This is a genomic window from Streptomyces sannanensis, assembly GCF_039536205.1.
GTDB lineage: Bacteria > Actinomycetota > Actinomycetes > Streptomycetales > Streptomycetaceae > Streptomyces > Streptomyces sannanensis.
On sequence record NZ_BAAAYL010000001.1, the window covers coordinates 1269143 to 1295361 of the forward strand.

General features: G+C 70.7%; 22 protein-coding genes and 3 pseudogenes. 10 read left to right on the top strand and 15 right to left on the bottom strand.

Annotation, left to right across the window (positions count from 1 at the left end; translation table 11 throughout):
* Positions 1-149: 149 nt before the first annotated feature.
* Complete coding sequence (locus ABD858_RS05790; protein WP_345035017.1) at positions 150-2084, top strand: Dyp-type peroxidase; 1935 nt, start codon at positions 150-152, stop codon at positions 2082-2084.
* A gap of 18 nt (positions 2085-2102) precedes the next feature.
* Here the strand turns inward: ABD858_RS05790 and ABD858_RS05795 are convergent, their stop codons facing one another.
* Positions 2103-2846: a class I SAM-dependent methyltransferase gene (locus ABD858_RS05795; protein WP_345035018.1), complete on the bottom strand. Its 744-nt coding sequence runs from the start codon at positions 2844-2846 to the stop codon at positions 2103-2105.
* 165 nt (positions 2847-3011) lie between these two features.
* Between ABD858_RS05795 and ABD858_RS05800 the strand changes: the two are divergent.
* A pseudogene (locus ABD858_RS05800) lies at positions 3012-3521 on the top strand (HAD domain-containing protein).
* 66 nt (positions 3522-3587) lie between these two features.
* On the opposite strand, the gene ABD858_RS05805 reads toward ABD858_RS05800, so the two are convergent.
* From ABD858_RS05805 to ABD858_RS05815, 3 genes are all read right to left on the bottom strand, one after another.
* The gene (locus ABD858_RS05805; protein ID WP_345035019.1) at positions 3588-5810 is read right to left on the bottom strand and encodes an NADP-dependent isocitrate dehydrogenase; all 2223 of its coding nucleotides are present in this window, start codon (positions 5808-5810) and stop codon (positions 3588-3590) included.
* A gap of 124 nt (positions 5811-5934) precedes the next feature.
* Positions 5935-7365, bottom strand: coding sequence for an argininosuccinate lyase (gene argH, locus ABD858_RS05810; RefSeq protein ID WP_345035021.1), 1431 nt, complete (start codon positions 7363-7365; stop codon positions 5935-5937).
* Between the two features lie 468 nt (positions 7366-7833).
* Complete coding sequence (locus tag ABD858_RS05815; protein ID WP_345035022.1) at positions 7834-9027, bottom strand: argininosuccinate synthase; 1194 nt, start codon at positions 9025-9027, stop codon at positions 7834-7836.
* Between the two features lie 97 nt (positions 9028-9124).
* On the opposite strand from ABD858_RS05815, the gene ABD858_RS05820 reads away from it, so the two are divergent.
* From ABD858_RS05820 to ABD858_RS05830, 3 genes are all read left to right on the top strand, one after another.
* The gene (locus ABD858_RS05820; protein WP_345035023.1) at positions 9125-9406 is read left to right on the top strand and encodes a lasso peptide biosynthesis PqqD family chaperone; all 282 of its coding nucleotides are present in this window, start codon (positions 9125-9127) and stop codon (positions 9404-9406) included.
* Between the two features lie 48 nt (positions 9407-9454).
* On the top strand, positions 9455-10798 hold the full coding sequence (locus ABD858_RS05825; protein ID WP_345035024.1) for a hypothetical protein: 1344 nt from the start codon (positions 9455-9457) through the stop codon (positions 10796-10798).
* 158 nt (positions 10799-10956) lie between these two features.
* Positions 10957-11664 carry a L,D-transpeptidase family protein gene (locus tag ABD858_RS05830; RefSeq protein WP_345035025.1) on the top strand — a complete coding sequence of 236 codons (708 nt, stop codon included), beginning with the start codon at positions 10957-10959 and terminating at the stop codon, positions 11662-11664.
* A 287-nt stretch (positions 11665-11951) separates the two neighbouring features.
* On the opposite strand, the gene ABD858_RS05835 is transcribed toward ABD858_RS05830, so the two are convergent.
* The 5 genes from ABD858_RS05835 to argC are packed head-to-tail and all read right to left on the bottom strand — an operon-like array spanning position 11952 to position 16797.
* Entirely contained in the window at positions 11952-12488 is a 537-nt protein-coding gene (locus ABD858_RS05835) for an arginine repressor (RefSeq protein WP_345035026.1), read from the bottom strand.
* Between the two features lie 7 nt (positions 12489-12495).
* Positions 12496-13650 carry an acetylornithine transaminase gene (locus ABD858_RS05840; protein WP_425586308.1) on the bottom strand — a complete coding sequence of 385 codons (1155 nt, stop codon included), beginning with the start codon at positions 13648-13650 and terminating at the stop codon, positions 12496-12498.
* 35 nt (positions 13651-13685) lie between these two features.
* Positions 13686-14588: an acetylglutamate kinase gene (argB, locus tag ABD858_RS05845; RefSeq protein ID WP_345035029.1), complete on the bottom strand. Its 903-nt coding sequence runs from the start codon at positions 14586-14588 to the stop codon at positions 13686-13688.
* The gene (gene argJ, locus ABD858_RS05850) at positions 14585-15772 is read right to left on the bottom strand and encodes a bifunctional glutamate N-acetyltransferase/amino-acid acetyltransferase ArgJ (protein WP_345035030.1); all 1188 of its coding nucleotides are present in this window, start codon (positions 15770-15772) and stop codon (positions 14585-14587) included. Before argJ ends, argB begins: the two co-directional genes overlap by 4 nt.
* Positions 15769-16797, bottom strand: coding sequence for an N-acetyl-gamma-glutamyl-phosphate reductase (argC, locus tag ABD858_RS05855; RefSeq protein WP_345035031.1), 1029 nt, complete (start codon positions 16795-16797; stop codon positions 15769-15771). Before argC ends, argJ begins: the two co-directional genes overlap by 4 nt.
* A 191-nt stretch (positions 16798-16988) precedes the next feature.
* On the opposite strand from argC, the pseudogene ABD858_RS05860 reads away from it, so the two are divergent.
* Positions 16989-17894: pseudogene (locus ABD858_RS05860) on the top strand (alpha/beta hydrolase); the annotation flags it as partial.
* Between the two features lie 309 nt (positions 17895-18203).
* On the opposite strand, the gene ABD858_RS05865 reads toward ABD858_RS05860, so the two are convergent.
* Positions 18204-18635, bottom strand: coding sequence for a GNAT family N-acetyltransferase (locus tag ABD858_RS05865; protein WP_345044287.1), 432 nt, complete (start codon positions 18633-18635; stop codon positions 18204-18206).
* Positions 18636-18885: 250 nt separating this feature from the next.
* Between ABD858_RS05865 and ABD858_RS05870 the strand changes: the two are divergent.
* Together ABD858_RS05870 and ABD858_RS05875 are read left to right on the top strand one after the other, a co-directional pair.
* A pseudogene (locus tag ABD858_RS05870) lies at positions 18886-19283 on the top strand (EamA family transporter); the annotation flags it as partial.
* A gap of 76 nt (positions 19284-19359) precedes the next feature.
* On the top strand, positions 19360-19557 hold the full coding sequence (locus ABD858_RS05875) for a DUF1918 domain-containing protein (RefSeq protein ID WP_345035032.1): 198 nt from the start codon (positions 19360-19362) through the stop codon (positions 19555-19557).
* Here ABD858_RS05875 and ABD858_RS05880 read toward each other — a convergent pair whose 3' ends face one another.
* On the bottom strand, positions 19558-20796 hold the full coding sequence (locus ABD858_RS05880; RefSeq protein ID WP_486389239.1) for a glycoside hydrolase family 10-like protein: 1239 nt from the start codon (positions 20794-20796) through the stop codon (positions 19558-19560). It lies immediately after the preceding gene.
* Between the two features lie 169 nt (positions 20797-20965).
* Here ABD858_RS05880 and ABD858_RS05885 point away from each other — a divergent pair, with 169 nt between their 5' ends.
* Together ABD858_RS05885 and ABD858_RS05890 are read left to right on the top strand one after the other, a co-directional pair.
* The gene (locus ABD858_RS05885) at positions 20966-21826 is read left to right on the top strand and encodes a 3-hydroxybutyryl-CoA dehydrogenase (protein ID WP_345035034.1); all 861 of its coding nucleotides are present in this window, start codon (positions 20966-20968) and stop codon (positions 21824-21826) included.
* 228 nt (positions 21827-22054) lie between these two features.
* Positions 22055-22312 carry a hypothetical protein gene (locus tag ABD858_RS05890; RefSeq protein ID WP_345035035.1) on the top strand — a complete coding sequence of 86 codons (258 nt, stop codon included), beginning with the start codon at positions 22055-22057 and terminating at the stop codon, positions 22310-22312.
* Between the two features lie 65 nt (positions 22313-22377).
* Here ABD858_RS05890 and ABD858_RS05895 read toward each other — a convergent pair whose 3' ends face one another.
* The 4 genes from ABD858_RS05895 to ABD858_RS05910 form a co-directional block, all read right to left on the bottom strand.
* Positions 22378-22833 carry an FAD:protein FMN transferase gene (locus ABD858_RS05895; protein ID WP_345035036.1) on the bottom strand — a complete coding sequence of 152 codons (456 nt, stop codon included), beginning with the start codon at positions 22831-22833 and terminating at the stop codon, positions 22378-22380.
* A 105-nt stretch (positions 22834-22938) separates the two neighbouring features.
* Positions 22939-23475, bottom strand: coding sequence for an NUDIX domain-containing protein (locus tag ABD858_RS05900; protein WP_345035037.1), 537 nt, complete (start codon positions 23473-23475; stop codon positions 22939-22941).
* Positions 23476-23542: 67 nt separating this feature from the next.
* Positions 23543-24883, bottom strand: coding sequence for an NsdA family TPR-like regulatory protein (locus tag ABD858_RS05905; RefSeq protein ID WP_345035039.1), 1341 nt, complete (start codon positions 24881-24883; stop codon positions 23543-23545).
* A gap of 254 nt (positions 24884-25137) precedes the next feature.
* Positions 25138-26187 carry a PP2C family protein-serine/threonine phosphatase gene (locus ABD858_RS05910; protein WP_345035040.1) on the bottom strand — a complete coding sequence of 350 codons (1050 nt, stop codon included), beginning with the start codon at positions 26185-26187 and terminating at the stop codon, positions 25138-25140.
* Positions 26188-26219 lie beyond the last annotated feature (32 nt).

Here is a 26219-nt window from a genome sequence, read left to right on the forward strand (position 1 = left end):
TCGACGGCGTGTCGCTCCCCCGAACGGCCGCACGGAGGAGTCCCGTCATGGCCGATCGGGTGAATTGCAAATACATATTTCTTTCACATATTCCGTCCGGGTACGGATGAGGCCGAAAACTCCTCGCCGAATTCCTGGAGGCAGCCACCGTGACCACAGCCACCGACCCGAAGGAACTGCTGCGCATCAACAGCGATTTGTATCTGCGCGAGAACACCGAGATCCAGGGTGATGTGCTCGCCGGGTTCAAGAAGGACCACATGCAACTGCTGTTCCTCCGGTTCGAGGACCAGCAGATGACGCGCACGTGGCTGAAGCAGTTGCGGCCGCTCATCGCCACCACCAAGCAGGTGGCGACCTTCAACAGGGAGTTCTCCAAGGCGCGTTCGTACTCCGGCGGTGACGACCCGAGAAACCTCAACGCCCTGTGGTACAGCATCAGTTTCACCTACCACGGTCTGAGGTTCATCACCGGAACGAACCCGCTTCCCGCCACCACCGACAGCAGCGTCGACGGCCCGCACAAGGCGTTCGTGCAGGGCCCGGCACGGCGGGCCGAGGCGCTCGGCGACACGGGCCCGAACCACCCCCACAACTGGCTGTTCGGGAACTTCGGCGACGGAGACATCCATGCGGTCCTCACCCTCGCCGCCGACCAGGCCACCGTCCTGCGTGCCACCCTCGGCGACGTCCGCCAGGACCTCGCCCGCGCCAGGATCGTGACCATCTACGAGCAGGAGGGCGCGACCCTCGAAGGAGCCCGCCGCGGCAGGGAGCACTTCGGCTTCAAGGACGGCGTCAGCGAGCCGGCGATCAAGCACCTCGACGAGCCCGACTCCCAGAACCCGGTGTACGAGAAGGGCCACCCCGGCACCATCCTCATCAACGCCGGAGAATTCGTCGTCGGACTCGAACGGGAAAGGCCGCATCCGCTGCCCTACCCCGAGTGGGCGACCCACGGCTCCTTCCAGGTGGTGCGCCGGCTGGCTCAGGACGTCCCCGGCTGGTGGGCGGGCGTGGCCGAGCAGCTCAAGGTGCTGAAGGAGGCGAAGGCCGCGCCCGATCACGCCACGACCGAATGGCTGGCCGCTCGCCTGGTCGGGCGCTGGCGCACGGGGACGCCCGTGGCGAAGTGCCCGCACGCCGATATGTCGTACAACGCGGAATCGTCGAACGACAACGACATCTCGTTCGCCGACGACCCCGAGGGCACGACCACTCCCCTGTGGTCCCATCTCCGGAAAACCAACCCCCGTGACGGCTTCCCCGACGAGAGGAACCCGGGGAAGACCCTCCCGGACACGAGGTTCAACCACCGCCGCATCATGCGCCGCGGCATTCCGTACGGCCTGCCCTTCGACCCGTCGGCCTCGGCGCTCAACGGCCCGGACGCGCCCCGTGGTCTGGTCTTCGTCTCCTATCAGGCCGACCTCTTCCGGCAGTTCGAGTTCATCCAGAAGGACTGGATGAACGACGAGATGTTCCCCAAGCCGAACCTCAACCCCCAGAACGACAAGAAGAAGCCCAAGCCCGGCGAGTCCGTCACCGGCGCCGACCCCGTCGCGGGCGAGGAAACCGAGGTCGCATGGCAGCGGGGAAACGGTCAGCCCCCGGTCAAGCTGCGCTTCTCCCAGTTCGTACGGACCGAGGGCGCGGTCTACGCCTTCATGCCGTCGATCTCGGTCCTGGACCAGCTCGCGGAGGGCCGGATGAACACCAACATGGTCGTCGCCGGCCGCACGATCTTCACGGTCGCGAGCTTCGACCACACCGAACGGGACTCCGTCGACTCGGGCACGGTCCGGCTGGTCCTGCAGCGCGACGGCAACCTCGTGGTCGTCGACAAGCAGAACAGGGTCCGCTGGGCCGCGCTGAGGAGCGCCTCCCCCGCCGGCGACAAGACCCAGGCGAGGTTCGAGGACGGCGAGCTCTTCCTCATCGACCCCGCGAAGCCGCAGACGAAGCTCTGGTCCTCCGGGACCGGCGGCAACCCGGACGCCAAGCTGGTCGTCCAGATGGACGGAAACGTGGTGATCTACAAACAGGGCAGGGCGATCTGGCACACCAACACGGTGGGGCGCTGACGCCGCTCCCCGGCACGGCTATGACGACGCCCCGCCGACGAGACAGCAGTGCTGCCGCTCCGGCTCCACCGGGGCGCGGACCTCGGCGGCGGGGAACAGCGACCGGGCGTGCTCCACGCTCCAGAACACCTCGTACCGTCCGCACGCGGGGACCGGGGTGCGGGCGTCGAAGTGCACCGTGTGATCCACGATGGCGCACCAGGAGGCGCCGCACGCCCGGTCGGTCACGGGGTCCTGATGCTCCGGCACGGCCACGCCGCCGTATGCGGTGCGGCCGGGCCAGGAACCCAGCCGCCACCGGACGTTGGGCGTCCCCCGGCCGGCCGGCGGCGACCAGGCCGGGTCCATGAAGGTGAAGGCCAGGACTCCGTCGTCGGCCAGCATCGACCGCAGCCCGCCGACCAGTTCGACGGCCTCGTCGTCGGACAGATGGGTGAAGACGGAGTACGCGAGGACGTAGTCGAAACGCGCTCCGAGGCCGGGCAGCGGAAGCCGGTGGACGCCTTCCGGATTGAACTGGGGGTTGTACCGGTCGTAATGCACCCAGTGGGCCTGCGGCCGACGTCGCCGCCCCTCCGCGACCGCGGCCCGGGAGACGTCCAGACACCAGTAGTCCGACGGCTGGATCCGGTCTCCGGCCCCGTCCAGGAACGCGCCGGCGTTGCCACCGAAGTCCAGCACCTTCCGGCCCGCCCAGTCCGGGTGGCCGAGCTGGGCGTCGAAGTAGCGGAACTGGCCGGTCTTCGCGGAGATGAAGGTCACTTGCCACACCACCTGATCCGGGTCGGGGTGGGCCGTCGGGCGGATGACTTCTCCGAATGACCCGTTTTCGTACGGCCCGTGTGATGGACGATAACCGCATGGGCCGGCGGAGGACGCCATGCAATACCTGCACGTCCCTCGCTCGCGACCGGCATCATCGGTGCGATGAAGTCAACACTGCCTCTTCTGCTGATCGACATCGACGGCCCGCTCAATCCGTACGGAGGACAGCCGGAGCGCAGGCCGGAGGGCTACACCACGCACCGGATGTGCCCGTCCGGCTGGACGCACGGGAAGCCGTTGCGGGTCTGGCTGAACCACGGGCACGGCGAGGAGCTGCTGGCACTGGCCGAACAGTACGAGCTGGTGTGGGCGACGACCTGGAAGGGCGAGGCCAATGTGTGGATCGGCCCGCGGCATGCCTGTGGAGGCACCCAAACGAGGGACACGGACACGCACAAGGCAGTCGGAAAACGCGGCCGGGCGGCCGTTCGCCTGGGTCGACGATGAGATCACCCACCTCGACCGGTGGGGGTACCTCCCACGCCCGCAGGGCGTAGGGGGAGGGTGGAACAGAAACACCTCGCCGCCGCTCTGCTGCTGTGCATCGACCACCGGATCGGGCTGACCCGGCCGGACTTCGACGCGCTCGCGGACTGGGCGGCGGCGCTGTAGAACGCGGGAATGGAACCGCCCCGGCCGGAACGGCGTCCGGCCGGGGCGGTACGGGTACGCAGACGGTCAGCCGAGGATGGCGAGCGCCTGGTTGAGGGTCGCCGACGGGCGCATGACGGCCGAGGCCTTGGTCACGTCGGGCTGGTAGTAACCGCCGATGTCGGCCGGGGAGCCCTGCACCGCGATCAGCTCGCCGACGATGGTCTGCTCCTGCTCGGTCAGCGTCTTGGCCAGGGGCGCGAACGCCTCGGCGAGCTGAGCGTCGTCGGTCTGCCTGGCCAGCTCCTGGGCCCAGTACATGGCCAGGTAGAAGTGGCTGCCGCGGTTGTCGATGCCACCCAGACGACGGGTCGGCGACTTGTCCTCGTTGAGGAAGGTGCCGGTGGCGCGGTCGAGGGTGTCGGCCAGGACCTTGGCGCGGGCGTTGCCCGTGGTGGCCGCCAGGTGCTCGAAGCTGGCCGCGAGGGCGAAGAACTCGCCCAGGCTGTCCCAGCGCAGGTAGTTCTCCTTGACCAGCTGCTGGACGTGCTTCGGGGCGGAGCCGCCGGCGCCCGTCTCGAACAGACCGCCACCCGCCATCAGCGGCACGACGGAGAGCATCTTGGCGCTGGTGCCCAGCTCCAGGATCGGGAACAGGTCGGTCAGGTAGTCACGCAGCACGTTGCCGGTGACGGAGATCGTGTTCTCGCCGCGGCGGATGCGCTCCAGGGAGAACGCGGTGGCCTTGACCGGGGACATGATCTCGATCTGCAGGCCCTCGGTGTCGTGCTGCGGGAGGTACTGCTTGATCTTCTCGATCAGCACGGCGTCGTGGGCGCGGTCCTCGTCCAGCCAGAAGACGGCCGGGTCGCCGGTGGCGCGGGCACGGGTGACGGCCAGCTTGACCCAGTCCTGGATCGGCAGGTCCTTGGTCTGGCAGGCGCGGAAGATGTCACCGGCGGCGACCTCCTGCTCCAGGACCACGTTGCCCGCGGCGTCGACCAGGCGGACCGTTCCTGCGGCCGCGATCTCGAAGGTCTTGTCGTGGCTGCCGTACTCCTCGGCCTTCTGCGCCATCAGGCCGACGTTCGGGACCGAGCCCATCGTGGCCGGGTCGAGGGCACCGTTCGCGCGGCAGTCGTCGATGACGGCCTGGTACACGCCGGAGTAGCTGCTGTCCGGCAGGACCGCGAGGGTGTCGGCCTCCTGGCCGTCCGGGCCCCACATGTGGCCGGAGGTGCGGATCATGGCCGGCATGGAGGCGTCGACGATGACGTCGCTGGGGACGTGCAGGTTGGTGATGCCCTTGTCCGAGTCGACCATCGCGAGGGCCGGGCCCTCGGCGAGCTCGGCCTCGAAGGAGGCCTTGATCTCGGCGCCGATGTGGGGCACCGAGTCCAGGCCCTTGAGGATGCTGCCCAGGCCGTCGTTCGGGGACAGGCCGGCCGCGACGAGCGCCTCGCCGTACTTCGCGAAGGTCTGCGGGAAGAAGGCGCGCACCACGTGGCCGAAGACGATCGGGTCGGAGACCTTCATCATCGTGGCCTTCAGGTGCACCGAGAACAGCACGCCCTCGGCCTTGGCGCGGGCGACCTGCGCCGCGAGGAACTCGCGCAGGGCGGCCACGCGCATCACGGAGGCATCGACGACCTCGCCCGCCAGGACCGGCACCGACTCGCGCAGCACGGTGGTGGTGCCGTCCGCGGCCACCAGCTCGATGCGCAGCGAACCGTCCTCGGCGATGACCGCGGACTTCTCGGTGGAACGGAAGTCGTCCTTGCCCATGGTGGCGACGTTGGTCTTCGAGTCGGCCGTCCAGGCACCCATGCGGTGCGGGTGCGCCTTGGCGTAGTTCTTCACCGAGGCGGGGGCGCGGCGGTCGGAGTTGCCCTCGCGCAGGACCGGGTTGACGGCGCTGCCCTTGACCTTGTCGTAACGGGCGCGGATCTCCCGCTCCTCGTCGGTCTGCGGGTCGTCCGGGTAGTCCGGCAGCGCGTAGCCCTGCGCCTGCAGCTCGGCGACGGCCGCCTTCAGCTGCGGGATCGAGGCCGAGATGTTCGGCAGCTTGATGATGTTCGCGCCGGGGGTCTTGGCCAGCTCGCCGAGCTCGGCGAGTGCGTCGGCGATGCGCTGGCCCTCCTCGAGGTACTCGGGGAAGTGGGCGATGATCCGGCCGGCCAGCGAGATGTCGCGGGTCTCCACCGTGACACCGGCGGTCGAGGCGTACGCCTGGACCACGGGCAGGAACGAGTGCGTCGCCAGGGCCGGAGCCTCGTCAGTGTGCGTATAGATGATGGTCGAGTCAGTCACCGGGTGCTCCGCTCCAGGTCTCCACGTCTCCAACATTGCTCGACATCAAGATATCTCGTGATCGGCCTCCCGTGGGCAGGGCCCCGTCGCACAATGTGCGGCGGGGCCCTTGAGTGCGGAAAGGTCAGTTCTTCGCGGTGGCCCAGGCGTGCTGGACCGCGAGGTCGGCCTTGACCTCGGCGAGCTGAACCGCGACGGCGGACGGGGCCGTGCCGCCACGGCCGTTGCGGGCGGCCAGGGCGCCGGGAACGTTCAGGACCGTACGGACCTCGGGTGTGAGGTGCTGGGAGATCTTGGCGAACTGGGCATCGGTGAGCTGGTCCAGCTCGATGCCGTGCGCCTCGCACTCCTTGACGCACTCGCCCGCGACCTCGTGCGCGACACGGAACGGAACACCCTGCTTGACCAGCCACTCCGCGATGTCGGTCGCGAGGGAGAAACCGGCTGGGGCCAGCTCCTCCATCCGCTCGCGGTTGACCGTGAGGGTGGCGATCATGCCGGTGAAGGCGGGCAGCAGGACCTCCAGCTGGTCGCAGGAGTCGAAGACCGGCTCCTTGTCCTCCTGGAGGTCGCGGTTGTACGCGAGCGGCAGGGCCTTGAGCGTGGCCATCAGGCCCGTCAGGTTGCCGATGAGCCGACCGGACTTGCCGCGCGCCAGCTCGGCGATGTCCGGGTTCTTCTTCTGCGGCATGATCGACGAGCCGGTCGAGAACGCGTCGTGCAGGGTCACGAAGGAGAACTCCTTCGTGTTCCAGATGATGATCTCCTCCGCGATACGGGAGAGGTTCACGCCGATCATCGCGGTCACGAAGGCGAACTCGGCGACGAAGTCGCGGGAGGCCGTACCGTCGATGGAATTGGCGGCCGAGCCGTGCTCGAAGCCCAGGTCCTCGGCGACCGCCTCCGGGTCCAGGCCCAGCGAGGAGCCGGCCAGCGCGCCGGAGCCGTAGGGCGAGACCGCGGTGCGCTCGTCCCACTGCCGCAGCCGCTCCGCGTCCCGCGACAGGGACTGGACGTGCGCCAGCACATGGTGGGCGAAGAGCACCGGCTGGGCGTGCTGCAGGTGCGTACGGCCCGGCATGGCGACATCGGGGTGGGCCTCGGCCAGGCCGACCAGGGCGTCCTGGAGCTCGGCGATCAGGCCACCGATGATCCGCGCGTGGTCGCGCAGGTACATCCGGAAGAGCGTGGCGACCTGGTCGTTGCGGGACCGGCCGGCCCGCAGCTTGCCGCCGAGGTCGGGGCCCAGCCGCTCCAGCAGACCGCGCTCCAGGGCGGTGTGGACGTCCTCGTCGGCGATGGTGCCGGTGAAGGTCCCGGCGGCGACGTCGGCCTCCAGCCGGTCGAGGCCAGCGATCATCCGCTCCAGCTCATCGGCCGTCAGCAGACCCGCCTTGTGAAGCACGCGCGCATGGGCGCGGGAGCCGGCGATGTCGTACGGTGCCAGCCGCCAGTCGAAGTGGACGGACGCGGAAAGCTTCGCCAGGGCCTCGGCCGGGCCGTCGGCGAACCGCCCGCCCCAGAGCCGTACGTCCCCGCTGTTGCCGTTGCTCACTTGATCTGCTCCTCGTGGATGGTTGGACATGGCCCCGCCTCTTTCCTTACCCGGAACGGGGCTTCGCCCCCGCCCCCCGGGAGAGGGCGCCCCCGGGCCGTGGGGCAGGTCGCGCCGGAGGGCCGGCCACCCCGGTTGCCGGAGGCAGGCCCGGTCCGCCCCGGGTTCGGTGCCGGGGCAAGCCGCCTGTGCCGAGTACGGCGTGGGCGGAGGCCGAGCGTGCCCCACGGAGCTGGATGCACAACCCAGGGCCGGACCAAGCTCGAGGGCGGAGCCCCGGTCCGGCGCCGAAGCCCCTGGGGCCAGGCATGGGGACAGGGAGGCGGAGAACCCCAGCCGTGGCCCAGGGCCGGGGCGGAGCCCAGGTCGGCCGAGGTCGGGGCCGGAGCCCTCGGGCCGAGCACGGTGGGCGGGGGCGGCGGCGCAGGGGGCGGCGGCGCCGGGGCGGGAGGGGCGGAGCCCCCGGACTTACGTCAGGTCGCGCTTCGCCGCGATCTTCGCCGAGAGACCGAAGAGCTCGATGAAGCCCTGCGCCTTGGACTGGTCGAAGGTGTCGCCCGTGTCGTAGGTGGCGAGGTTGAAGTCGTACAGCGACTCCTCGGACTTCCGGCCGGTGACGACGGCGCGGCCGCCGTGCAGGGTCATCCGGATATCGCCGGTGACGTGCTCGTTGGCCTCGTTGACGAACCCGTCCAGGGCCCGCTTGAGCGGGGAGAACCACAGGCCGTCGTAGACGAGCTCGCTCCAGCGCTGCTCGACCTGCCGCTTGTACCGGGCCAGCTCGCGCTCGACGGTGACGTTCTCCAACTCCTGGTGGGCGGTGATCAGGGCGATCGCGCCGGGCGCCTCGTACACCTCGCGGGACTTGATGCCGACCAGCCGGTCCTCGACCATGTCGATCCGGCCGATGCCCTGGGCGCCGGCCCGCTCGTTCAGCTGCTGGATCGCCTGCAGGACGGTGACGGGCCTGCCGTCGATGGCGACCGGGACACCCTGCTTGAAGGAGATGACGACCTCGTCGGGCTCACGGGAGACCGCCGGGTTCTGGGTGTAGTCGTAGATGTCCTCGATCGGCGCGTTCCAGATGTCCTCGAGGAAGCCGGTCTCGACGGCCCGGCCGAAGACGTTCTGGTCGATGGAGTACGGGGACTTCTTGGTGGTCGCGATCGGGAGCTTCTTCTCCTCGCAGAAGGCGATCGCCTTGTCCCGGGTCATCGCGTAGTCACGGACGGGCGCGATGCACTTGAGGTCGGGGGCGAGGGAGGCGATACCGGCCTCGAACCGCACCTGGTCGTTGCCCTTGCCGGTGCAGCCGTGGGCGACGATCGAGGCGTTGTGCTTCTTCGCGGCGGCGACCAGGTGCTTGACGATGGTCGGCCGGGAGAGGGCCGAGACCAGCGGGTAGCGGTCCATGTAGAGAGCGTTGGCCTTGATGGCCGGGAGGCAGTACTCCTCGGCGAACTCGTCCTTGGCGTCCGCGACCTCTGCCTCGACGGCACCGCAGGCGAGCGCGCGCTTGCGGATGACGTCCAGGTCCTCGCCGCCCTGGCCGACGTCCACAGCAACGGCGATGACCTCGGCGCCCGTCTCCTCGGCGATCCAGCCGATGGCGACGGAGGTGTCCAGGCCGCCCGAGTAGGCGAGTACGACGCGCTCGGTCACGGGTTTCTCCTTACAGTGCATACGCTGATAGGTATAACTATGCAGAGGGCCGTATGTTTTGTCAAAGGGGCGCGACGGACCGGACTACGGTGAGTTCATGACCCTCGCGCTGCGCGGCGGAGTGTCGTGGGCACAGACCCAGGACGGGCTCGCGCTGCTCGACGACAGGCGCGGCCTGGTATGGACCCTCAACCCCACCGGCGCCCAGGTACTGCGGGCCCTCCTCTCCGGACACACGCCCGAGCAGGCCGTCCGGGAACTGGCGGCGGAGTACGGCGTGGTCGTCTCCAGTGTCCGCCGCGACGTGCAGGAACTGCTGGTGGGGCTCTTCGCCTCGGGCGTGCTGGTCCGCGGGAAATCCAGCGGCGACGACGCCTGATCCCGTCCTACGCTCATCCCTCCGAACGCATGAGGGGGCGGAACAGGGATGAGCACGGAACGCGGGGACGGCATGGCGGCCGCCAGGGCGCTGATGAACGGCGAACCGCTGCATACGGTGCTCGACACCAGTGACCCGGCCGCCTGGACCGCCCTGGACTTCGGCGTGCGGGAGCCGGCCTGGTACGAGCAGGAGCGGGAGCCGCTGGACACCCGCGACTCGATACGCCGACGGCGCCTGAGCCTGGACGGGCACGCCCTGCTCCCGACCGGGAGCCTGGCACGCACGCGCGGACTCGCGCTCGCCCTGTGCCATGACGACGGGCGGACCCGTGAGCGGGCCCTCGGCGCGGCGGCGGGCGTCCGGGAGCTGCTCCCTCTGGTGGTGATCCGTTGCACGGACTGGGCCGAACCGGTGCGCGAGCGGGCACGCGCGGTGCTGCGCGAGGCACTCCCGGGCGCCCCGGCCGAGGACCTGCCCCTGCTCACCGCCCTCGTGCTGCGCCTTGCCGTACGCGCCCGGGGCGACTTCGCCCGGGGACTGCTCGACGAGGTCCTGCGCTCCGCCCCGTACGAGACGGTGCACGCCCTCCTCGGCAGCGGCGACCGCGCCACGCGGCGCTTCGCCCATCGGATCGCCGTCGACAAGCGGATGTTCTCCCCCGTCGAGCTGGCCCGCATCGCCGCATCCGCGGACGACGTCGTCGTCCAGGACATGTGCGGCCAGGCGGCCTTCGCCGCGGTGGGCGACGAGGGCCAGGACGAGGTGCTCGTACCTCTGCTCTCGGCGCGGAACCCCCGGGTGCGGTCCTGGGGTGTCACCGCGCTGCGCCGGGCCGGGCGTCATGCGCAGGCGGAGCCGTATCTCGCGGACCGTTCGGCGGTCGTACGGGCCTGCGCGCGCTGGGTGGTGCGGCAGGACGGCGCCGACCCGGTGGCGGTATACCGGGCCTGGTGCACCGGGGACGACATGCCGCCGCACGCCCCGCTGGGCCTGGCCGAATGCGGTGTGCGCGCGGACGCCGCGCTGCTGTGGCCGCTTGTCGCCCACCCTGTGGCGGGGGTGCGGGCCGGTGCGGTGGCGGGGCTGCGTGCGCTGGACACGGCGGACGCGGAGCGGCTGCGGCCGCTGCTGGACGACCCGGCGCCGGCCGTGGTCCGCGAGGCGGCCGCCTCGCTCGAGGCGTCCGCTCGGCAACTGCCTGAGGCCTGGCTCGTCGAGCGGCTGGCGACGGACCGGCCCCCACATGTCCGGGCCGCGGCGTTCCGATTGCTGTGGGCACGCGGCGGGACCGCGGGCCCGGCTGCCGCGCGGCAGCTGGCGGACGACCCGGACCCGAAGCTGAGCGCCCGCGCCCGGCAGGCCCTCCGGCGGTCGGGGGCCGTGCGCTGACAGGTGCGCGAGTCCGGCCATGACCACGTCGGAGGAACGGTCAGCATCGACGGACTGCCGGGGCTTCCGCTGCCGCTGCCGCCCACCCCCTGAGCCGTTGGGCCGTACGGCCCAACAGCTCACTGCCGGGTCGTCCACCGCTGCGTATGGTCCTGAGCATGCTCAGGAAACTCGCGCTGACGGCGGTCCTGGTCGGGGGCACGGTCGCCGCCACCCCCGGCGGTCCGGCGCTGCCCGCGCCGCTGCCCGCACGGATGGCCGACACCGGCGGCGGACGTCAGCTGATCACCGCCGAGGCTCCGGCCCGCGGCTCGACCACGGGCAGAGTGACCTGGTGGGAGCGACGTCCCGACGGCCGCTGGGTGGCGGCCGGGTCGGCCGGGGCACGGTTCGGTGCCAAGGGGCTGGCCGAGGGCCGGACGCGGAGGCAGGGCACCTCGACCACGCCCACCGGGCTGTACCGCCTGCCGTACGCGTTCGGGATCACGAACGCGCCGAAGGGGACCCGGTACAGCTACCGTCGCGCCACCAACCGGTCCTGGTGGTGCCAGGACAACCATTCACGGTCGTACAACCGCTGGGCGGAGGGCCTGCCGGCGGACTGCCCGGCGAGCGAGGCCGAACATCTCTTCGACTACCGCGCGCAGTACGCGCACGCGCTGGTGATCGGCTTCAACTACGACCGGCCGGTACGCGGCCGCGGAGCCGGGATCTTCCTCCATGTCAACGGGCGCGGCGCGACGGCCGGTTGTGTGTCCGTGCCGGCCGAGGCGATGAAGCGCATCCTCGCCTGGGCCGATCCGAAGCACAGCCCGCACATCGCGATCGGGACCGGAGAGGGCCCGACCGCGATCACGCGGTACTAGTGCCCCCTCCCGGCAACGTTTGCCCCGTCGCGACGCTCCCCCAGCTACCTCCCCCAGCTACCTCCCCCAGCTACCTCCCCCAGCTACCTCCCCCAGCTACCGCTGGGGGTGCCCCCAGGGGTGCCCCCAGGGGTGCCCCCAGGGGTGCTCCCAGGGTGCCCTCGGGCACGCACGCTCGCTGCGTCGGCCGAAAACCCAAGGAGCGCTGCTACGAGGGCCTTCGGCCGCCTTGCGATCGCACGCACCGGACGCCGCTCCTCGACGGGCAAACGTTGCCGGTCGCGGCACTAGGCGTCCCGCTGGGCCAGCCGCAGCAGATGGTCCGCCAGCGCCTGGCCGCCCGCGGGGTCGCGGCTGATGAGCAGCAGGGTGTCGTCGCCGGCGATGGTGCCGAGGATGTCGTGCAGTTCCGCCTGGTCGATGGCCGAGGCGAGGAACTGTGCGGCACCCGGCGGTGTGCGCAGGACCACGAGGTTGGCGGAGGCCTCGGCGGAGATCAGCAGTTCGCCGGAGAGGCGGCGCATCCGCTCCTCCTTGGCCGATTCGCCCAGGGGGGCCTTGGGGGTACGGAACCCCCCCTCGCTCGGCACCGCGTAGATCAGCTCGCCGCCGGTGTTGCGGATCTTCACCGCGCCCAGCTCGTCGAGGTCCCGGGAGAGCGTCGCCTGGGTGACGCTCAGCCCGTCGTCCGCGAGGAGCTTCGCGAGCTGGCTCTGGGACCGCACCGGCTGCCGGTTGAGGATGTCCACGATCCGGCGGTGGCGGGCGGTGCGGGTCTGCGGCACGGCGGGGCCGCCGTGCTCGTGTTCCTGCGCCTCGGTCATCGTCGTCTCATTTCCCGGATCGTCCGTCCCCGTATGCCTCGTCGAGAACACCGGGCAGTGCCTGGAGGAAAGCGTCCACCTCGTCGTCACCGATGATCAGCGGCGGCATGAGCCGTACGACATCGGGGGCGGGCACGTTCACCAGGAATCCGGCGTTCTGAGCCGCCTGCTGCACCTGGGGCGCGAGGGACTCGGTGAGCACGATACCCAGCAGCAGTCCGGCCCCGCGGACGTGGGAGACCAATGGGTGCCCGAAGGACTCGATTCCGCCGCGCAGTTTCTCACCGAGCCGCTTCACGTTGTCGAGTGTTCCGCCGGCCGCGAGGGTGTCGATGACGGCGAGCCCGGCGGCGCAGGCGACCGGGTTGCCGCCGAAGGTCGTGCCGTGCTGACCGGGTTTGAGCAGGTCGGCTGCCGCGCCGAAGGCGACGACCGCGCCGAGCGGGAGGCCACCGCCGAGGCCCTTGGCAAGGGTGACGACATCGGGCTCGACACCCTGCGCCAGGTGCTCGAACCAGTGACCGGTACGGCCGATTCCGGTCTGCACCTCGTCGAGGACGAGGAGCGTGCCGGTGGCCCGGGTGATCTCCCGGGCGGCCTCGAGGTAGCCGGCCGGCGGGACGACCACACCGTTCTCGCCCTGGATGGGCTCGATGATGACGAAGGCGGTGTCCTCGGTGACCGCGGCCCGCAGCGCCTCCACGTCTCCGTAGGGGACGTGTGTGACCTCACCGGGCAGCGGCAGGAAGGGCTCCTGCTTCTTCGGCTGACCGGTGAGGGCGAGCGCGCCCATGGTGCGGCCGTGGAAGCCACCCTCGGTGGCGACCATGTGGGTGCGCCCGGTCAGTCGGCCGATCTTGAAGGCCGCTTCGTTGGCCTCGGCGCCGGAGTTGCAGAAGAAGACCCGGCCGGGGCGGCCGGAGAGCTGGATCAGCCGCTCGGCGAGGGCGACCGGCGGCTCGGCGACGTACAGGTTGGAGATGTGGCCGAGCGACGTGATCTGCCGCGAGACGGCCTCCACGACGGCGGGGTGTGCGTGGCCGAGGGCGTTCACGGCGATGCCGCCGACGAAGTCGGTGTACTGCGTGCCGTCCGCGTCCCAGACCTGGGCGCCGGCGCCACGGACGAGGGACAGCTTCGGCGTGCCGTAGTTGTCCGTCATGACGCTCTGCCAGCGCTGCGAGAGCTCCTGGTTGCTCACTGTTCGTCCCCCTGCATGTCGGGCACGACCATGGTGCCGATGCCTTCGTCGGTGAAGATCTCCAGCAGGATCGAGTGCTGCACGCGCCCGTCGATGACCCGGGCGGTCCGGACGCCGTTGCGTACGGCGTGGAGGCAGCCCTCCATCTTGGGGACCATGCCGCTGGAGAGCTCGGGCAGCAGCTTCTCCAGTTGGCTCGCGGTGAGCCGGCTGATCACTTCGTCACTGTTCGGCCAGTCCTCGTAGAGGCCCTCGACATCGGTGAGGACCATCAGCGTCTCGGCTCCGAGCGCGGCGGCGAGCGCGGCCGCGGCGGTGTCGGCGTTGACGTTGTAGACATGACCGTCGTCGACGGAGCGCGCGATGGAGGAGATGACCGGGATACGGCCGTCCTCCAGCAGTGCCTCGATGGCGCCGGTGTCGATCGCGGTGATCTCACCGACCCGCCCGATGTCCACCAGTTCGCCCTCGATCTCGGGCAGATGCTTGGTGGCGCTGATGGTGTGGGCGTCCTCGCCGGTCATGCCGACGGCGAGCGGACCGTGCTGGTTGAGCAGCCCGACCAGCTCGCGCTGGACCTGGCCGGCCAGCACCATCCGTACGACGTCCATCGCTTCCGGCGTGGTGACCCTGAGGCCCGCCTTGAACTCGCTGACCAGGCCCTGCTTGTCCAGCTGGGCGCTGATCTGCGGACCGCCCCCGTGCACGACGACGGGCTTGAGGCCGGCGTGCCGCAGGAAGACGACATCCTGGGCGAAGGCGGCCTTCAGCTCGTCGTCGACCATGGCGTTGCCGCCGAACTTGATGACGACGGTCCTGCCGTGGTGGCGGGTGAGCCAGGGCAGCGCCTCGATGAGGATCTGTGCCTTGGGCAGGGCGTTGTGCTTCCGGGTGCTCATGACGAGTACGCGCTGTTCTCGTGGACGTATTCGGCGGTGAGGTCGTTGGCCCAGATCACGGCGGACTCGGAGCCGGCCGACAGATCGGCGGTGATCCTCACCTCGCGGTAGCGCATGTCGACCAGGTCCCGGTCCTCGCCGACCGAGCCGTTCTTGCAGACCCAGATGCCGTTGATGGCGACATTGAGCTGGTCGGGGTCGAAGGCCGCCCGTGTCGTGCCGATGGCGGACAGCACCCGGCCCCAGTTGGGGTCCTCGCCGTGGATGGCGCACTTGAGAAGGTTGTTACGGGCGATGGACCGGCCCACCTCGACGGCGTCGTCCTCGGTGGCGGCGTTGACGACCTCGATACGGATGTCCTTGCTCGCGCCCTCGGCGTCACCGATCAGCTGGCGGGCGAGGTCGTCGCAGACGGCCCGGACGCCCTCGGCGAACTCCTCGTACGCCGGAGTGACGCCCGAGGCGCCGGAGGCCAGCAGCAGCACGGTGTCGTTGGTGGACATACAGCCGTCGGAGTCGACCCGGTCGAAGGTGGTGCGGGTCGCGGCCCGCAGCGCCTTGTCGAGCGTCTCGCTGTCGAGGTCGGCGTCCGTGGTCAGGACGACCAGCATGGTGGCGAGGCCCGGGGCGAGCATGCCCGCGCCCTTGGCCATGCCGCCGACCGTCCAGCCTCCCCCACTCTCGGCTTCGCTCGAGCGGGGGGACCCCCATCCCTGGTGGACGGCGGTCTTGTGCACGGTGTCGGTGGTCTTGATGGCGATGGCTGCCTTCTCGCCGCCGTGCTCGCTGAGCTGGGCGGCGGCCTGCTCCACACCGGGGAGCAGCTTGTCCATCGGCAGCAGTACGCCGATCAGCCCGGTGGACGCGACCGCCACCTCGCCCGCGTTGTGGCCCAGTACCTCCGCGACCTTCTCGGCGGTCGCGTGGGTGTCCTGGAAGCCCTTCGGGCCCGTACAGGCGTTGGCGCCGCCCGAGTTGAGGATCACCGCGGTGACCTCGCCGCCCTTGAGGACCTGCTGGGACCAGAGGACGGGCGCGGCCTTGACGCGGTTGGAGGTGAACACGCCCGCGGCGGCGCGGCGCGGCCCGTTGTTGACCACGAGGGCCAGATCGGGATTGCCGTTCTGCTTGATCCCGGCGGCGATGCCCGCCGCCGTGAATCCCTTCGCTGTGGTGACGCTCACGGAGCGACTCCAATCATGGAAAGTCCGGTGTCCTCGGGGAGACCGAGGGCGATGTTCATGCTCTGCACCGCGCCGCCCGCGGTGCCCTTGGTGAGGTTGTCGATGGCGCTGATCGCGATGATGCGGTTCGCGCTCTCGTCGTACGCGACCTGGATCTGGACGGCGTTCGATCCGTACACGGAGGCGGTGGCGGGCCACTGACCCTCGGGCAGCAGGTGCACGAAGGGCTCGTCGGCGAAGGCCTTCTCGTATGCGGCCCGCACGTCGGCCGCCGTGGTGCCCGGCCTGGCCTTGGCACTGCACGTGGCGAGGATGCCTCGCGACATGGGCGCGAGGGTCGGCGTGAAGGACACACCGACCGGCTCGCCCGCCGCCGCGCTGAGGTTCTGGACCATCTCGGGGGTGTGCCGGTGGACGCCGCCCACGCCGTACGGGCTCATCGAGCCCATGACCTCGGAGCCGAGCAGATGCGGCTTGAGGGCCTTGCCCGCACCGGAGGTGCCGGTGGCGGCGGTGATCACGGCCTCGGGTTCGGCGAGTCCGGCCGTGTACGCCGGGAAGAGCGCCAGCGACACCGCGGTCGGGTAGCAGCCGGGCACCGCGATGCGCTTGGCCCCCTCCAGCGCGGCACGGGCACCCGGCAGTTCGGGAAGGCCGTAGGGCCAGGTCCCGGCGTGCTCCGAGCCGTAGAACCTGTCCCAGTCGGCCGCGTTCTGCAGCCGGAAGTCGGCACCCATGTCGATCACGAGGACGTCGTCGCCGAGCTGCTGGGCGACGGCCGCGGACTGTCCGTGCGGCAGCGCCAGGAAGACGACGTCATGTCCTGCGAGCACCTCGGCGGTGGTGGGCTCCAGCACCAGGTCGGCGAGCGGCAGCAGATGCGGCTGGAGGACTCCCAGCTTCTGGCCGGCGTTGGAGTGCCCTGTCAGGGCGCCGATCTCGACCTCGGGGTGACCCAGCAGCAGACGCAGCAGCTCGCCTCCCGCGTATCCGCTCGCTCCTGCCACTGCAACACGTACCACCATCGAAGCCTCCTCATCGATGGCATGACTATACGCAGCACCGAAGTTTTATGCAATTTCGCGCATACTCATACTTCCGTAGTACTCCAGAGCCACGCCGAAGTGCACTCCCCGGCGTGACGCCGACCACGGGGCGTGATTCATAGCTTCCTTACCGGAACCACGAACGACATCCGGTACGGAAGGAGCGCCCCATGGCGTCCCGCCAGCGCAGCCCCCGCAGCAACCGCCTGCGCCGCACCCTGCTCGCCGCCCTCGTCGCCGCATCAGTTGCGGTGCCGGTGTCGGGTGCGGCCCGCCCCGCGGCCGTCCCGGCGCCCGCCCCGCCGCACCGGCCCCGCTGGGGGATGCCTCCCTCCGCCGCCCTCGGCACGCGGTACGCCGCGAGCCGCGACGAGATCCGGGCAGCCGAGAGAATGGCCGACGCCCACGGCGACCGCCGACGGGCCGCCGTGTTACGCGCCATGGCCGACCCGGCACGCCGCTTCCTCTCCTTCGACGGCCGCGACGGCGGCCGCATCGCCGAGGTCTTCGGCGACCTGGCGCACGCCGGGCGGATCGCCGTACTCGTACCGGGCTCGAACACCAGCCTGGACACCTACGAACGCTTCCGGGCCGGCGCCGTCGCGCTCCGGCGGGAGTTGGGCGACGGGGCCGCGGTGATCGCCTGGCTGGGTTACGAGACGCCGGACACGGTCAGCCCCGAGGTACTGACCGCGGGCCGGGCCGACGAGGCGGCTCCCCGGCTCCGCAGCGCCGCACGCGAACTGGGCACGGCCCGGCCCACCGCCCGGATCTCACTGCTCTGCCACTCCTACGGCTCGGTCGTCTGCGCCCGCGCCGCACCGGGCCTGCCGGTCGACGTCATCGTCCTGTACGGCAGCCCCGGCACGGGCACCCGCAACGCCGGCGCACTGCAGACCCGGGCCGCTGTCTGGGCCGGCCGGGGCACCGGCGACTGGATCGCCGATGTGCCGCACGTAAGGCTCCGACTGCCCTTCGCCACCGTCGGGTTCGGCATTGACCCGGTATCGGAGGAGTACGGCGCCCACACCTTCGATGCGGGCGCCGCCGACCACAGCGCGATGCTCGCCTCGGGGGTGGGCTTCGAGACCCTGCACACCCTCCTCGAACTGGTCCTGTCTCCGCTGTGGTTCCTGCTGGTCTTCACGGCGCTGACGGCGGCGACCCCGCTGGTCGCCCGGGTGCACCCGCTGTGGCCCCTCGCGGTCGTGCTGTACGTGGACCTGGCCAGGTTCGGCCTCGGCGGGCCCGAGCCCGCCTCGGTCCTTCGTTCCTCAGGACCTCCGCGCTCCCCCAGCTACCTCCCCCAGCTACCGCTGGGGTTACCCCCAGAGGTGCCCCCACTCCCTTTCGGCACTCGCGCGCCCCTTCGGCTCACTCGCGGCTCAGGGATTGAGAAGCACCATCCACTTCTCGGGGTCCGCCAGCGGCTCGAAGCCGAGCTTGGCGTAGACGCCGTGCGCGTCGTCCGTCGCAAGCAGGAGGCGGCGCAACCCGCTGGGCGCGAGATGGTCGCGGACCGCCGCTACGAGGGCGGTACCGAGCCCTTTGCCCCGGGCGTCCCGGTCGACGTAGACATCGCAGAGGTAGGCGAAGTCGGCGTGGTCGGTGACGACACGGGCGTAGGCGACCTGTTCGCCGGACGCCGCGCCGTACACACCGAAGTTGAGCGAGGCGGCGATGGCCCGGTCCAGCTTCTCGCGGGGGCGGCCGATGGCCCAGTAGGCATCGGTGGACAGCCAGTGGTGGATGCGGTCCACATCGAGCCGGGCGGGGTCGGTGGAGAACTCGTATGCGCCGAAGGTCGTCTCGTTCATGCCGGAAGCCTCCCAGGCCGGAGGCCGATTGTCAGTGGCGGGTGCCATGATGAGACGCCCGGGCTGCTGGACGGCGCGGAGTTCATATGCGGGACCGCGCCGATGCCCGGGCGCTGATTGTGGCTCAGCCGAGCCCCTCGTCGCAGGCGGTGCGCAGCCTGCGTACGCCCTCCGCGATCTCGGCCGGGCCCGCTACGCCCGCGAAGCTCAGGCGGAGGTGGCCGGCGGGCGGCTCCGGGCAGATCCGATCGCGGCGCTGCTGGTGTGTGCCGCGGGTTGCACCGAGGGCGGGCGGCACGGCCCGGGTGTTGCCCGGCTGGCAGGTGATCGGCTGGGGCGCTGATCCTCTGTCTGCCGCTGATGGCCGCGGGGGCGGCCGTGGCTCTCTCCTTCGAGCGGGTCAGCCTGACCGCCCTGGGTGCGGCCGGTCTGCTCCGGGTCGCGGCGGGCTCCACCTTCTTCGGCCTCTGCGTCTGGTACCGGGGCATGGCGGCGATCGGTGTCGCCCGGGCCAGTCGGCTCCAGCCGGCACAGCCGCCGCTCACCCTGGTCTGGCCGGTGCTACTGCTCGGCGAGCCGCTCTCCCCCGCCGCCCCGGTGGCCGCGGCGGGCGTTCTGGCGTGCATCGCGGTCACGCAGCGTGCGGGCTCATGGCCTCGCACGCCAGGAGGGGCGGCCGTAGACTTTTCGGTACGGACCGCCCAGCCCAAGGAGGTCACTCCCGATGCGAGCGAGCAAAGGCGACAAGCTGACGATGCACGGCAGGATTGTCGGGCAGCACGACAAGACCGCCGAAATCCTCGAGGTGCTGGGAGACAACGGAGCTCCCCCCTACCGTGTCCGTTTCCAGGAGGACAAGCACGAGGCCATCGTGACGCCGGGCTCCGACTGCACCGTGGAGCACAAGAAGCCCGAGGCGTAGTCAGCGCCGCGTCCTGACCCGGGTCGGATAGTGGTCGGCCACCGCCCTGGCCATTGCACCGATCCGGTCCACGGTGACTTCCTTCGCCGAGAAGAAGCAGTGTCCGCGCACGCCCGGATAGTCCTTGGCCAGCGTGAGATGGCGGGAGAGTTCGGCCGGGTCCTGCCAGGCGGCGGGCTGGGCCGGGTCTCCCGCCTTGTACAGGGCCTCTCCGATGAAGAGATCGACGCCGGTTCCCCTCACCACGTCGTGCCACCAGGGCAGCAGCTTGGCGTAGTCGGCGGCGGCGAAGCCGATGTGCCAGTAGATCTGCGGAACGATGTAGTCGATCCAGCCCTCCCGGACCCACTTCCGCGTGTCGGCGTGCAGATCGTCATACGTTTGCACGCCGGCGGTGGTGTCCGAGCCGAGCGGATCGGTCGCGGCATTGCGCCACACCCCGAACGGGCTGATGCCGAAGCGCACAGCCGGCCTGATCTCCTTGATGCGTTCGGCGGTCTCCCGCACCAGCAGGTCGGTGTTGTCGCGCCGCCAGGCGGCCCGGTCGGGAAAGCCCGCGCCGTACCGTGCGTACGCCTCGTCGTCGGCGAAGACCTGGCCCGCCACCGGGTACGGGTAGAAGTAGTCGTCCCAGTGCACGGCGTCGATGGCGTAGCGGCTCACCGCATCCAGGATCGCGTCCTGGACGAAGCCGCGGACCTCGGGGAGCCCGGGGTTGTAGTAGAGCTTCCCGCCGTACGGCACCACCCATTCGGGGTGGACCCTTGCCGGATGTGTGGGGACCAGCCGGTTCGGGTCCGTGTGGTTGGCGATCCGGTACGGGTTGAACCAGGCGTGCAGCTCCAGGCCGCGCGCATGCGCCTCCTCGACGGCGGTGCCCAGCGGGTCCCAGCCGGGGTCCTTGCCCTGGACACCGGTGAGGTACTGGGCCCAGGGCTCGTACGGCGAGGGCCACAGCGCGTCGGCGGTCGGCCGTACCTGGAGGACGACGGTGTTCAGCCTGCGCTCGGCGGCGGCGTCGAGATGGGCCAGCAGTTCGGCCCGCTGCTGGTCCGCCGTGAGGCCGGCCTTCGAGGGCCAGTCGCGGTTGGCCACGGTCGCCAGCCACATTCCGCGCATCGCCGGGCGCCCGGTCCGTCTCCTGGTGCCCGCTTGTGCCTCGCCCGCCGTGGTGAGCCCGGACAGCGTCAGCGCCCCGGCCACCCCTGCCATCAATCCCCTCCGAGTGATCCGTCCCACTTGTGACCCCCTTGTCCCCTCGGTCCGCCAGATGCGAACCGTATCCCCGCTGAGCATGCCCGCCCCACCCCGCCACGCACACGTGCGTTCGGAGTAACGTCGTGGGCCGAGGCGGGCGCCGGAATCACACGGGAGACCCGCCGGACCGGAGCAGAGCGAAAGGCACGATGTGACCGACATCGAACGCGTCGGAGTGGTGGGCTGTGGCCAGATGGGCGCGGGCATCGCAGAGGTGTGCGCCCGCAGCGGCCTGGAGGTCAAGGTCGCCGAGACCACCGGTGAAGCCCTGGAGATCGGCCGTACCCGGCTCCACAACTCCCTCTCGAAGGCCGCGGAACGCGGCAAGATCACCGAGGAGGAGCGTGACGCCTCCCTCGCTCGGCTCACCTTCACGACGGACCTCGGGGAGTTCGCCGACCGCGACCTCGTCATCGAGGCGGTTGTGGAGAACGAGCAGGTCAAAACGGAGATCTTCCAGGTTCTCGACCAGGTGGTGACGCGTCCCGACGCGATCCTCGCCTCCAATACCTCCTCCATCCCGCTGGTAAAGCTGGCCGTGGCGACCTCGCGTCCCGACCAGGTGATCGGCATCCACTTCTTCAATCCCGCCCCGGTGCAGAAGCTCGTCGAGCTGATCCCGGCGCTGACCACCTCCGAGGAGACGCTCAAGCGCGCCGAGGCCGTGGCCCAGGAGGTGCTGGGCAAGCACGCCATCCGCGCACAGGACCGCTCGGGCTTCGTGGTCAACGCCCTGCTCGTCCCGTATCTCCTCTCCGCCATCCGGATGTTCGAGTCGGGCATCGCCAGCCGTGAGGACATCGACAACGGCATGGAGTACGGCTGTGCCCACCCGATGGGGCCGCTGAAGCTGTCCGACCTGATCGGCCTGGACACGATCGCCTCGATCGCCGACTCGATGTACGCGGAGTTCAAGGAGCCGCTGTACGCCGCTCCCCCGCTGCTCCAGCGCATGGTGGACGCGGGCCGGCTGGGCCGCAAGACCGGAGCGGGTTTCTACTCGTACAAGTGAGCCGCGAGCAGTCCTGCGGGACGTGTACGACCGGGCCTGGTTCCTCTGTGTGAGGGCCGGGCCCTCCCCCAAGCTCTCGGCTTCGCTCGAGCAGGGGGGACCCCCATCCTTCACACGGAGTGTGCGGAACGTGCTCGCATATGCCCCGCGCACACGCTCCCCCGGTGCCTACGGGGCGAGTTGACTCGGTGCCGCACAGTCCCAGTCGTCCACCGGAGGAGGACCACCGTGTCCACGGACCCCGACCATGCCGTGGTCGTCGATGAACTGGCGGAGTTACGCCGTTGCCTCGAAGTCGGGCTCGCCCGGATAGACGGGCACCTCGCATTGGCCGCGCAGCGCTGTGACCAGACCGAGCGGGATCTTGCCGATCTGGCCGCGCGCGTGGCGGCTCTGGAACACGGCCGCTGGCCGCTTCCCGCGGTGACCGTGCTGGCCTCGGTCGGCGCAGTCTGCCTGGGCGTCTGGCAGGCGCTCGGCCGCTGAGGTCTCCCGTCGTCCGAGCGCGCTACGGTGCCCTCGGCCTGGCGTCGGCATCGGCGCGCCCCACCTCATGGCCGAGGGCCGCCCCCGGCGGGCTCGCACCAGCGGGCGAATCCGTCGCTGGACCACACCATCGCGTCGTGGTCCGCGATCAGCAGCTCGTAGCCGTCGACGGACGCGATCCAGTCCTTGGCCCGCTCACCCATGGCGATCGCTGCGGTGGCATAGGTACCGGCCCACGTCAGGCTCGGACCGACCACTGTCACCGACAGCAGGCCGCGGGCGGGCACGCCGCTACGGGGATCCAGGATGTGCGCGCCCCGTTCTCCCGTCCCCGACGTGGCGACGGCGAAGTCCCGGCCGGAGACGACGGTGAGCAGCCGTCCCCGCCGCACGGGACCGGTGATACCGATCCCGTGCGGCAGGCCGGGAGCCGCCGCTCCCCCGAGCCGGATGTCACCTCCGCCGTTGACGTAGGAGTCGGGGGCGCCTGCCTCGTGCAGCATCCGTGCGGCACGTTCCACAGGGGTACCCCGAGGGTGCCCCCAGAGGTGCCCCCACCGCATGCGTGGACATCAGCCGCTCCGCGGCGGGCGCTCGCCGAGCCGGCCTGATCGGCCGGACACCCCCTAACCGTCGCCGAGCCTCAAGTGGTGCAGAAGCAGCAGTCCGGCCGCCATATTGGCAGCCGGGACCTCGCCGCGGGCGACCATGTCGGGGATCAGCTTCAGGGGTATCCATTCGCGGCGCGACGACTCGAAGTCGTCCTCGGGATGGCCGATGTAGGTGGCGCCCTCCGACCAGTAGAGGTGATGGCGGGCGTCGGTGAGACCGTTGGACGGCTCGACGGTGAGCAGATGGCGGAGGGGGCCCGGACGCCAGCCGGTCTCCTCCTCCATCTCGCGGGCTGCCGCGGCGGCGATGTCCTCGCCGTCCTCCACGACTCCGGCGGCGAGCTCCCAGCCCCAGCTGTCGGTGATGAACCTGTGGCGCCAGAGCATCAGCACCTCGTTGGCCTCGTTGACCGCGGTCGCCACCGCCACCGGGCGCAGCCGGATCAGGAAGTGGTCGAGATGCCGTCCGTCGGGCAGCTCGACATCCGCGAGATTGACGCGGAACCAGCGATTCTCATAAACGGTGTGTTCGTTGAGGTTCGTCCACTGCACGTTTCTGCCACCTTCCGGCGAGTAGATGGCAACATCGCAGCAGGCCCGCTCTCCCTGTGGAAACCGCTCACAGGGGAACGCGCAACGCCCCGTCGATGAGTTCCGCCGCCTCCTCGGCGCTCGAGCATCCACTGTCCAGCAGATGCTCGCGGACCGTGCGCAGCCGGTCTCGCAGACGCTGCGACTCCATGCCCCGGGCCCGCTCTGCCATCTCCACCGCGGTCGCCACGGCCCGGTCCGCCTCGCCCTGGCGGAGTTCGATCTGGGCGAGCATCGCCAGGCGGTGGACCCGCCCTCTGTCGTGCGCCGGAGCGCGCGCGGCGAGCGCTGCCTGTTCCCGGGCGCCCGTGAGGTCGCCGAGTCCGAGCAGCGCCTCCGCCACCTGTACATTCACCAGGCCCGGCTGGACGTAGCCCGTTTCGTCGGGCTCCTGGCCCGGCCTGATGCGATCGGCGGCCGCCTCCGCACTGGTGATGCACGACAGCGCGTTGTGCGCGTCGCCGAGATGGGCGTACGCCTTCGCCTGCATCGCGTGCAGATCGGATGCCAGCGCGGGGGTGATGTCACTGCCGGCCGCGCGCAGAGCGGCCTCCGCGAACGCCACGGCCTGCCGGTACTCCCGCAGGTACAGGGACTGGTTGACCAGCAGGGCGATCACATAGGCGCCGAGGCCGCGGTCGCCGCTCGCCTTGGCGAGCCGGAGCGCCTGATGGAAGTAACGCTGGGCGAGTCCCTGGGCGTTGGAGTCGTACGCACAGATGCCGGCGACGGCCACCAGGGCCCCGGTGGCACGGTGCAAGAGACGGCCGGTGGAGTCGGAGTAGCTGCCACGCAGCAGCGGGGCCGTCTCGGAGTTGAGGAATCCGACGATCCGGGCGCGCGTCGCGATGCCGCCCGCCTTGCGGTACATCAGCTCGTAGTGTGCCCGGGCCGCACGCAGCATCGCTATGTCGCTTTCGCCGACCCTGGTCTGCCCGTCACGCGAGACGTCCGTGTCCTCGGGGGGGTTCTCCCACTCCCACACCGGCATCACGGCCGGCGTGCCGGTGACCGCGGGCGCGCCCAGGACGTGGGGGCGCTGCTGCTCGTCCGAACGCCACAGAGCGGTGGCGCGTTCGACGAAACCCGCCAGGGGCAGTCCCACCGTGGAGGCCGGGCTCCCCGGTATCCCCAGCCCGATGTCGTCCAGCGTGACCGGCCGTTGCAGCCGGGCGGAGAGCACCTCGCAGATCAGGTCGGGCACTTTGCCACGCGGCCGCTGGCCCTTCAGCCAGCGCGCCACGGCCGTGTGCTCGTAACGCAGCGCCAGACCCCGGGACCTGCCCGCCATGTTGACATGGGCGGCGAGGCCGGCATGAGAGATCCCCGCTTCGTCGAGCAGGGCGTCGAGCAGGCTATTGGGCTGCATGGGGCCCTCCGGTGGCTCGGTGCGCACAGCGTAGCCGAGCCGGATTCACACGGGGTGTGAATCGAGTGCCCGCATTTATGCGTGACGCGCTCTGCCGCCGCGCGGCCCGGCTCGGTTGACTGAACTGCCTCTCCTCGGAGGCGGCCGGGCCGCCGGCTCCCCCCTCGTACAGTGCGGCGGCCCGCTCCCGGCGCCGCCGGCCCTGCTGTTCTGCCCGACACTCCGCGGCAGGGCCGACGGCGCCTCGTCCCCGGTCAGCGATGGACCCGGGCGGGCGTTGGGGCGCCCGTCCGGGCGGCCGGTGTCCTGTGGCGGTCATTGCGCAGCACGAGCAGGGCCACGTCGTCGGTGAGCCTGCCGCCGGTGTGCCGCAACAATGCCGCGTGCGCCCGGCGGATCACCTCTGCCGGCGGGACCGGCCTGCCGCAGGCGGCCTCCACGAGCACCTCGTCCAACCGGAAGAACAGTCCCGCGGCGTCTCTGTTGTCCTCGGCGCCATCGGTGTACAGGCAGAGGGCCTCTCCCGGCAGCAGGCGCGTACACCGCCGCGCCGTCAGCTCCGCGGGCAGCGGGAACGGGCCGAGCGGGGGCAGCGGATCCCCGGCCGCGAGCGGCTCGGCGCCCCGGTCGATCAGACGGGGCCATGGGTGGCCGCAGTTGAGCGCCCATACCTCGTCGTCGTCGCGGACCTCCAGCAGCAGGACGGTCACGAATTCCTCCGCATCCTCCCCGGTCTCGGAGGAGCCGCCCGACCGCTCCAGCAGATACCGTTGCAGCGTACGGTCCATGCGGCTGAGCACGCCGGTGAGTTCGGGCTCGTCGTGCGCGGCCTCGCGGAAGCAGCCGAGTACCGCGGCCACCGCACCGAGAGCGGTCAGACCGTGCCCGCGCACATCCCCCATGACGATCCGGACGCCGTGCGGGGTGACCACCGCCTCGTACAGGTCCCCGCCGACCGACGCGGCCCGGTTCGCGGAGAGCTGGCCCGCGACGACCGAGAGGCCGTCCAGACGGGCCGGCAGCGGACGCAGCAGCACCTGCTGGGTGGCCCGGGCGACCTCCCGGACCCGCCGCAGGTCCCGCACCGGGCCTAGCCGCACTCCGGTGATCAGATGGACCACCCCGGTCAGGAACCCGATGCAGGTGGCGATCCGCGGAACGACGCCCTCCGTGGCGGCGAGCGGGCAGGCGAGTTCCCAGGCGACCGCGGCCCCGAGCCAGATCACGGCCAGCGCGTAGGCAAGGCACCGCCCGTCGCGAGGCGCGTGCGAGCCCATGCCTGGACATGACCTGTTACGGATCATGCCGACGGCCCCCCTGGGCGCTGAGTGAAACG

Bases quoted from the DNA above. Each gene is read 5' to 3' on its own strand.
- ABD858_RS05820 (WP_345035023.1), top strand. From the start codon at position 9,125: ATGACCCTCGCGCTGCGCGGCGGAGTGTCGTGGGCACAGACCCAGGAC.
- ABD858_RS05825 (WP_345035024.1), top strand. From the start codon at position 9,455: ATGAGCACGGAACGCGGGGACGGCATGGCGGCCGCCAGGGCGCTGATG.
- ABD858_RS05830 (WP_345035025.1), top strand. From the start codon at position 10,957: ATGCTCAGGAAACTCGCGCTGACGGCGGTCCTGGTCGGGGGCACGGTC.
- ABD858_RS05835 (WP_345035026.1), bottom strand. From the start codon at position 12,488: ATGACCGAGGCGCAGGAACACGAGCACGGCGGCCCCGCCGTGCCGCAG.
- ABD858_RS05840 (WP_425586308.1), bottom strand. From the start codon at position 13,650: ATGACGGACAACTACGGCACGCCGAAGCTGTCCCTCGTCCGTGGCGCC.
- argB (WP_345035029.1), bottom strand. From the start codon at position 14,588: ATGAGCACCCGGAAGCACAACGCCCTGCCCAAGGCACAGATCCTCATC.
- argC (WP_345035031.1), bottom strand. From the start codon at position 16,797: ATGGTGGTACGTGTTGCAGTGGCAGGAGCGAGCGGATACGCGGGAGGC.
- ABD858_RS05865 (WP_345044287.1), bottom strand. From the start codon at position 18,635: ATGAACGAGACGACCTTCGGCGCATACGAGTTCTCCACCGACCCCGCC.
- ABD858_RS05875 (WP_345035032.1), top strand. From the start codon at position 19,360: ATGCGAGCGAGCAAAGGCGACAAGCTGACGATGCACGGCAGGATTGTC.
- ABD858_RS05905 (WP_345035039.1), bottom strand. From the start codon at position 24,883: ATGCAGCCCAATAGCCTGCTCGACGCCCTGCTCGACGAAGCGGGGATC.
- ABD858_RS05910 (WP_345035040.1), bottom strand. From the start codon at position 26,187: ATGATCCGTAACAGGTCATGTCCAGGCATGGGCTCGCACGCGCCTCGC.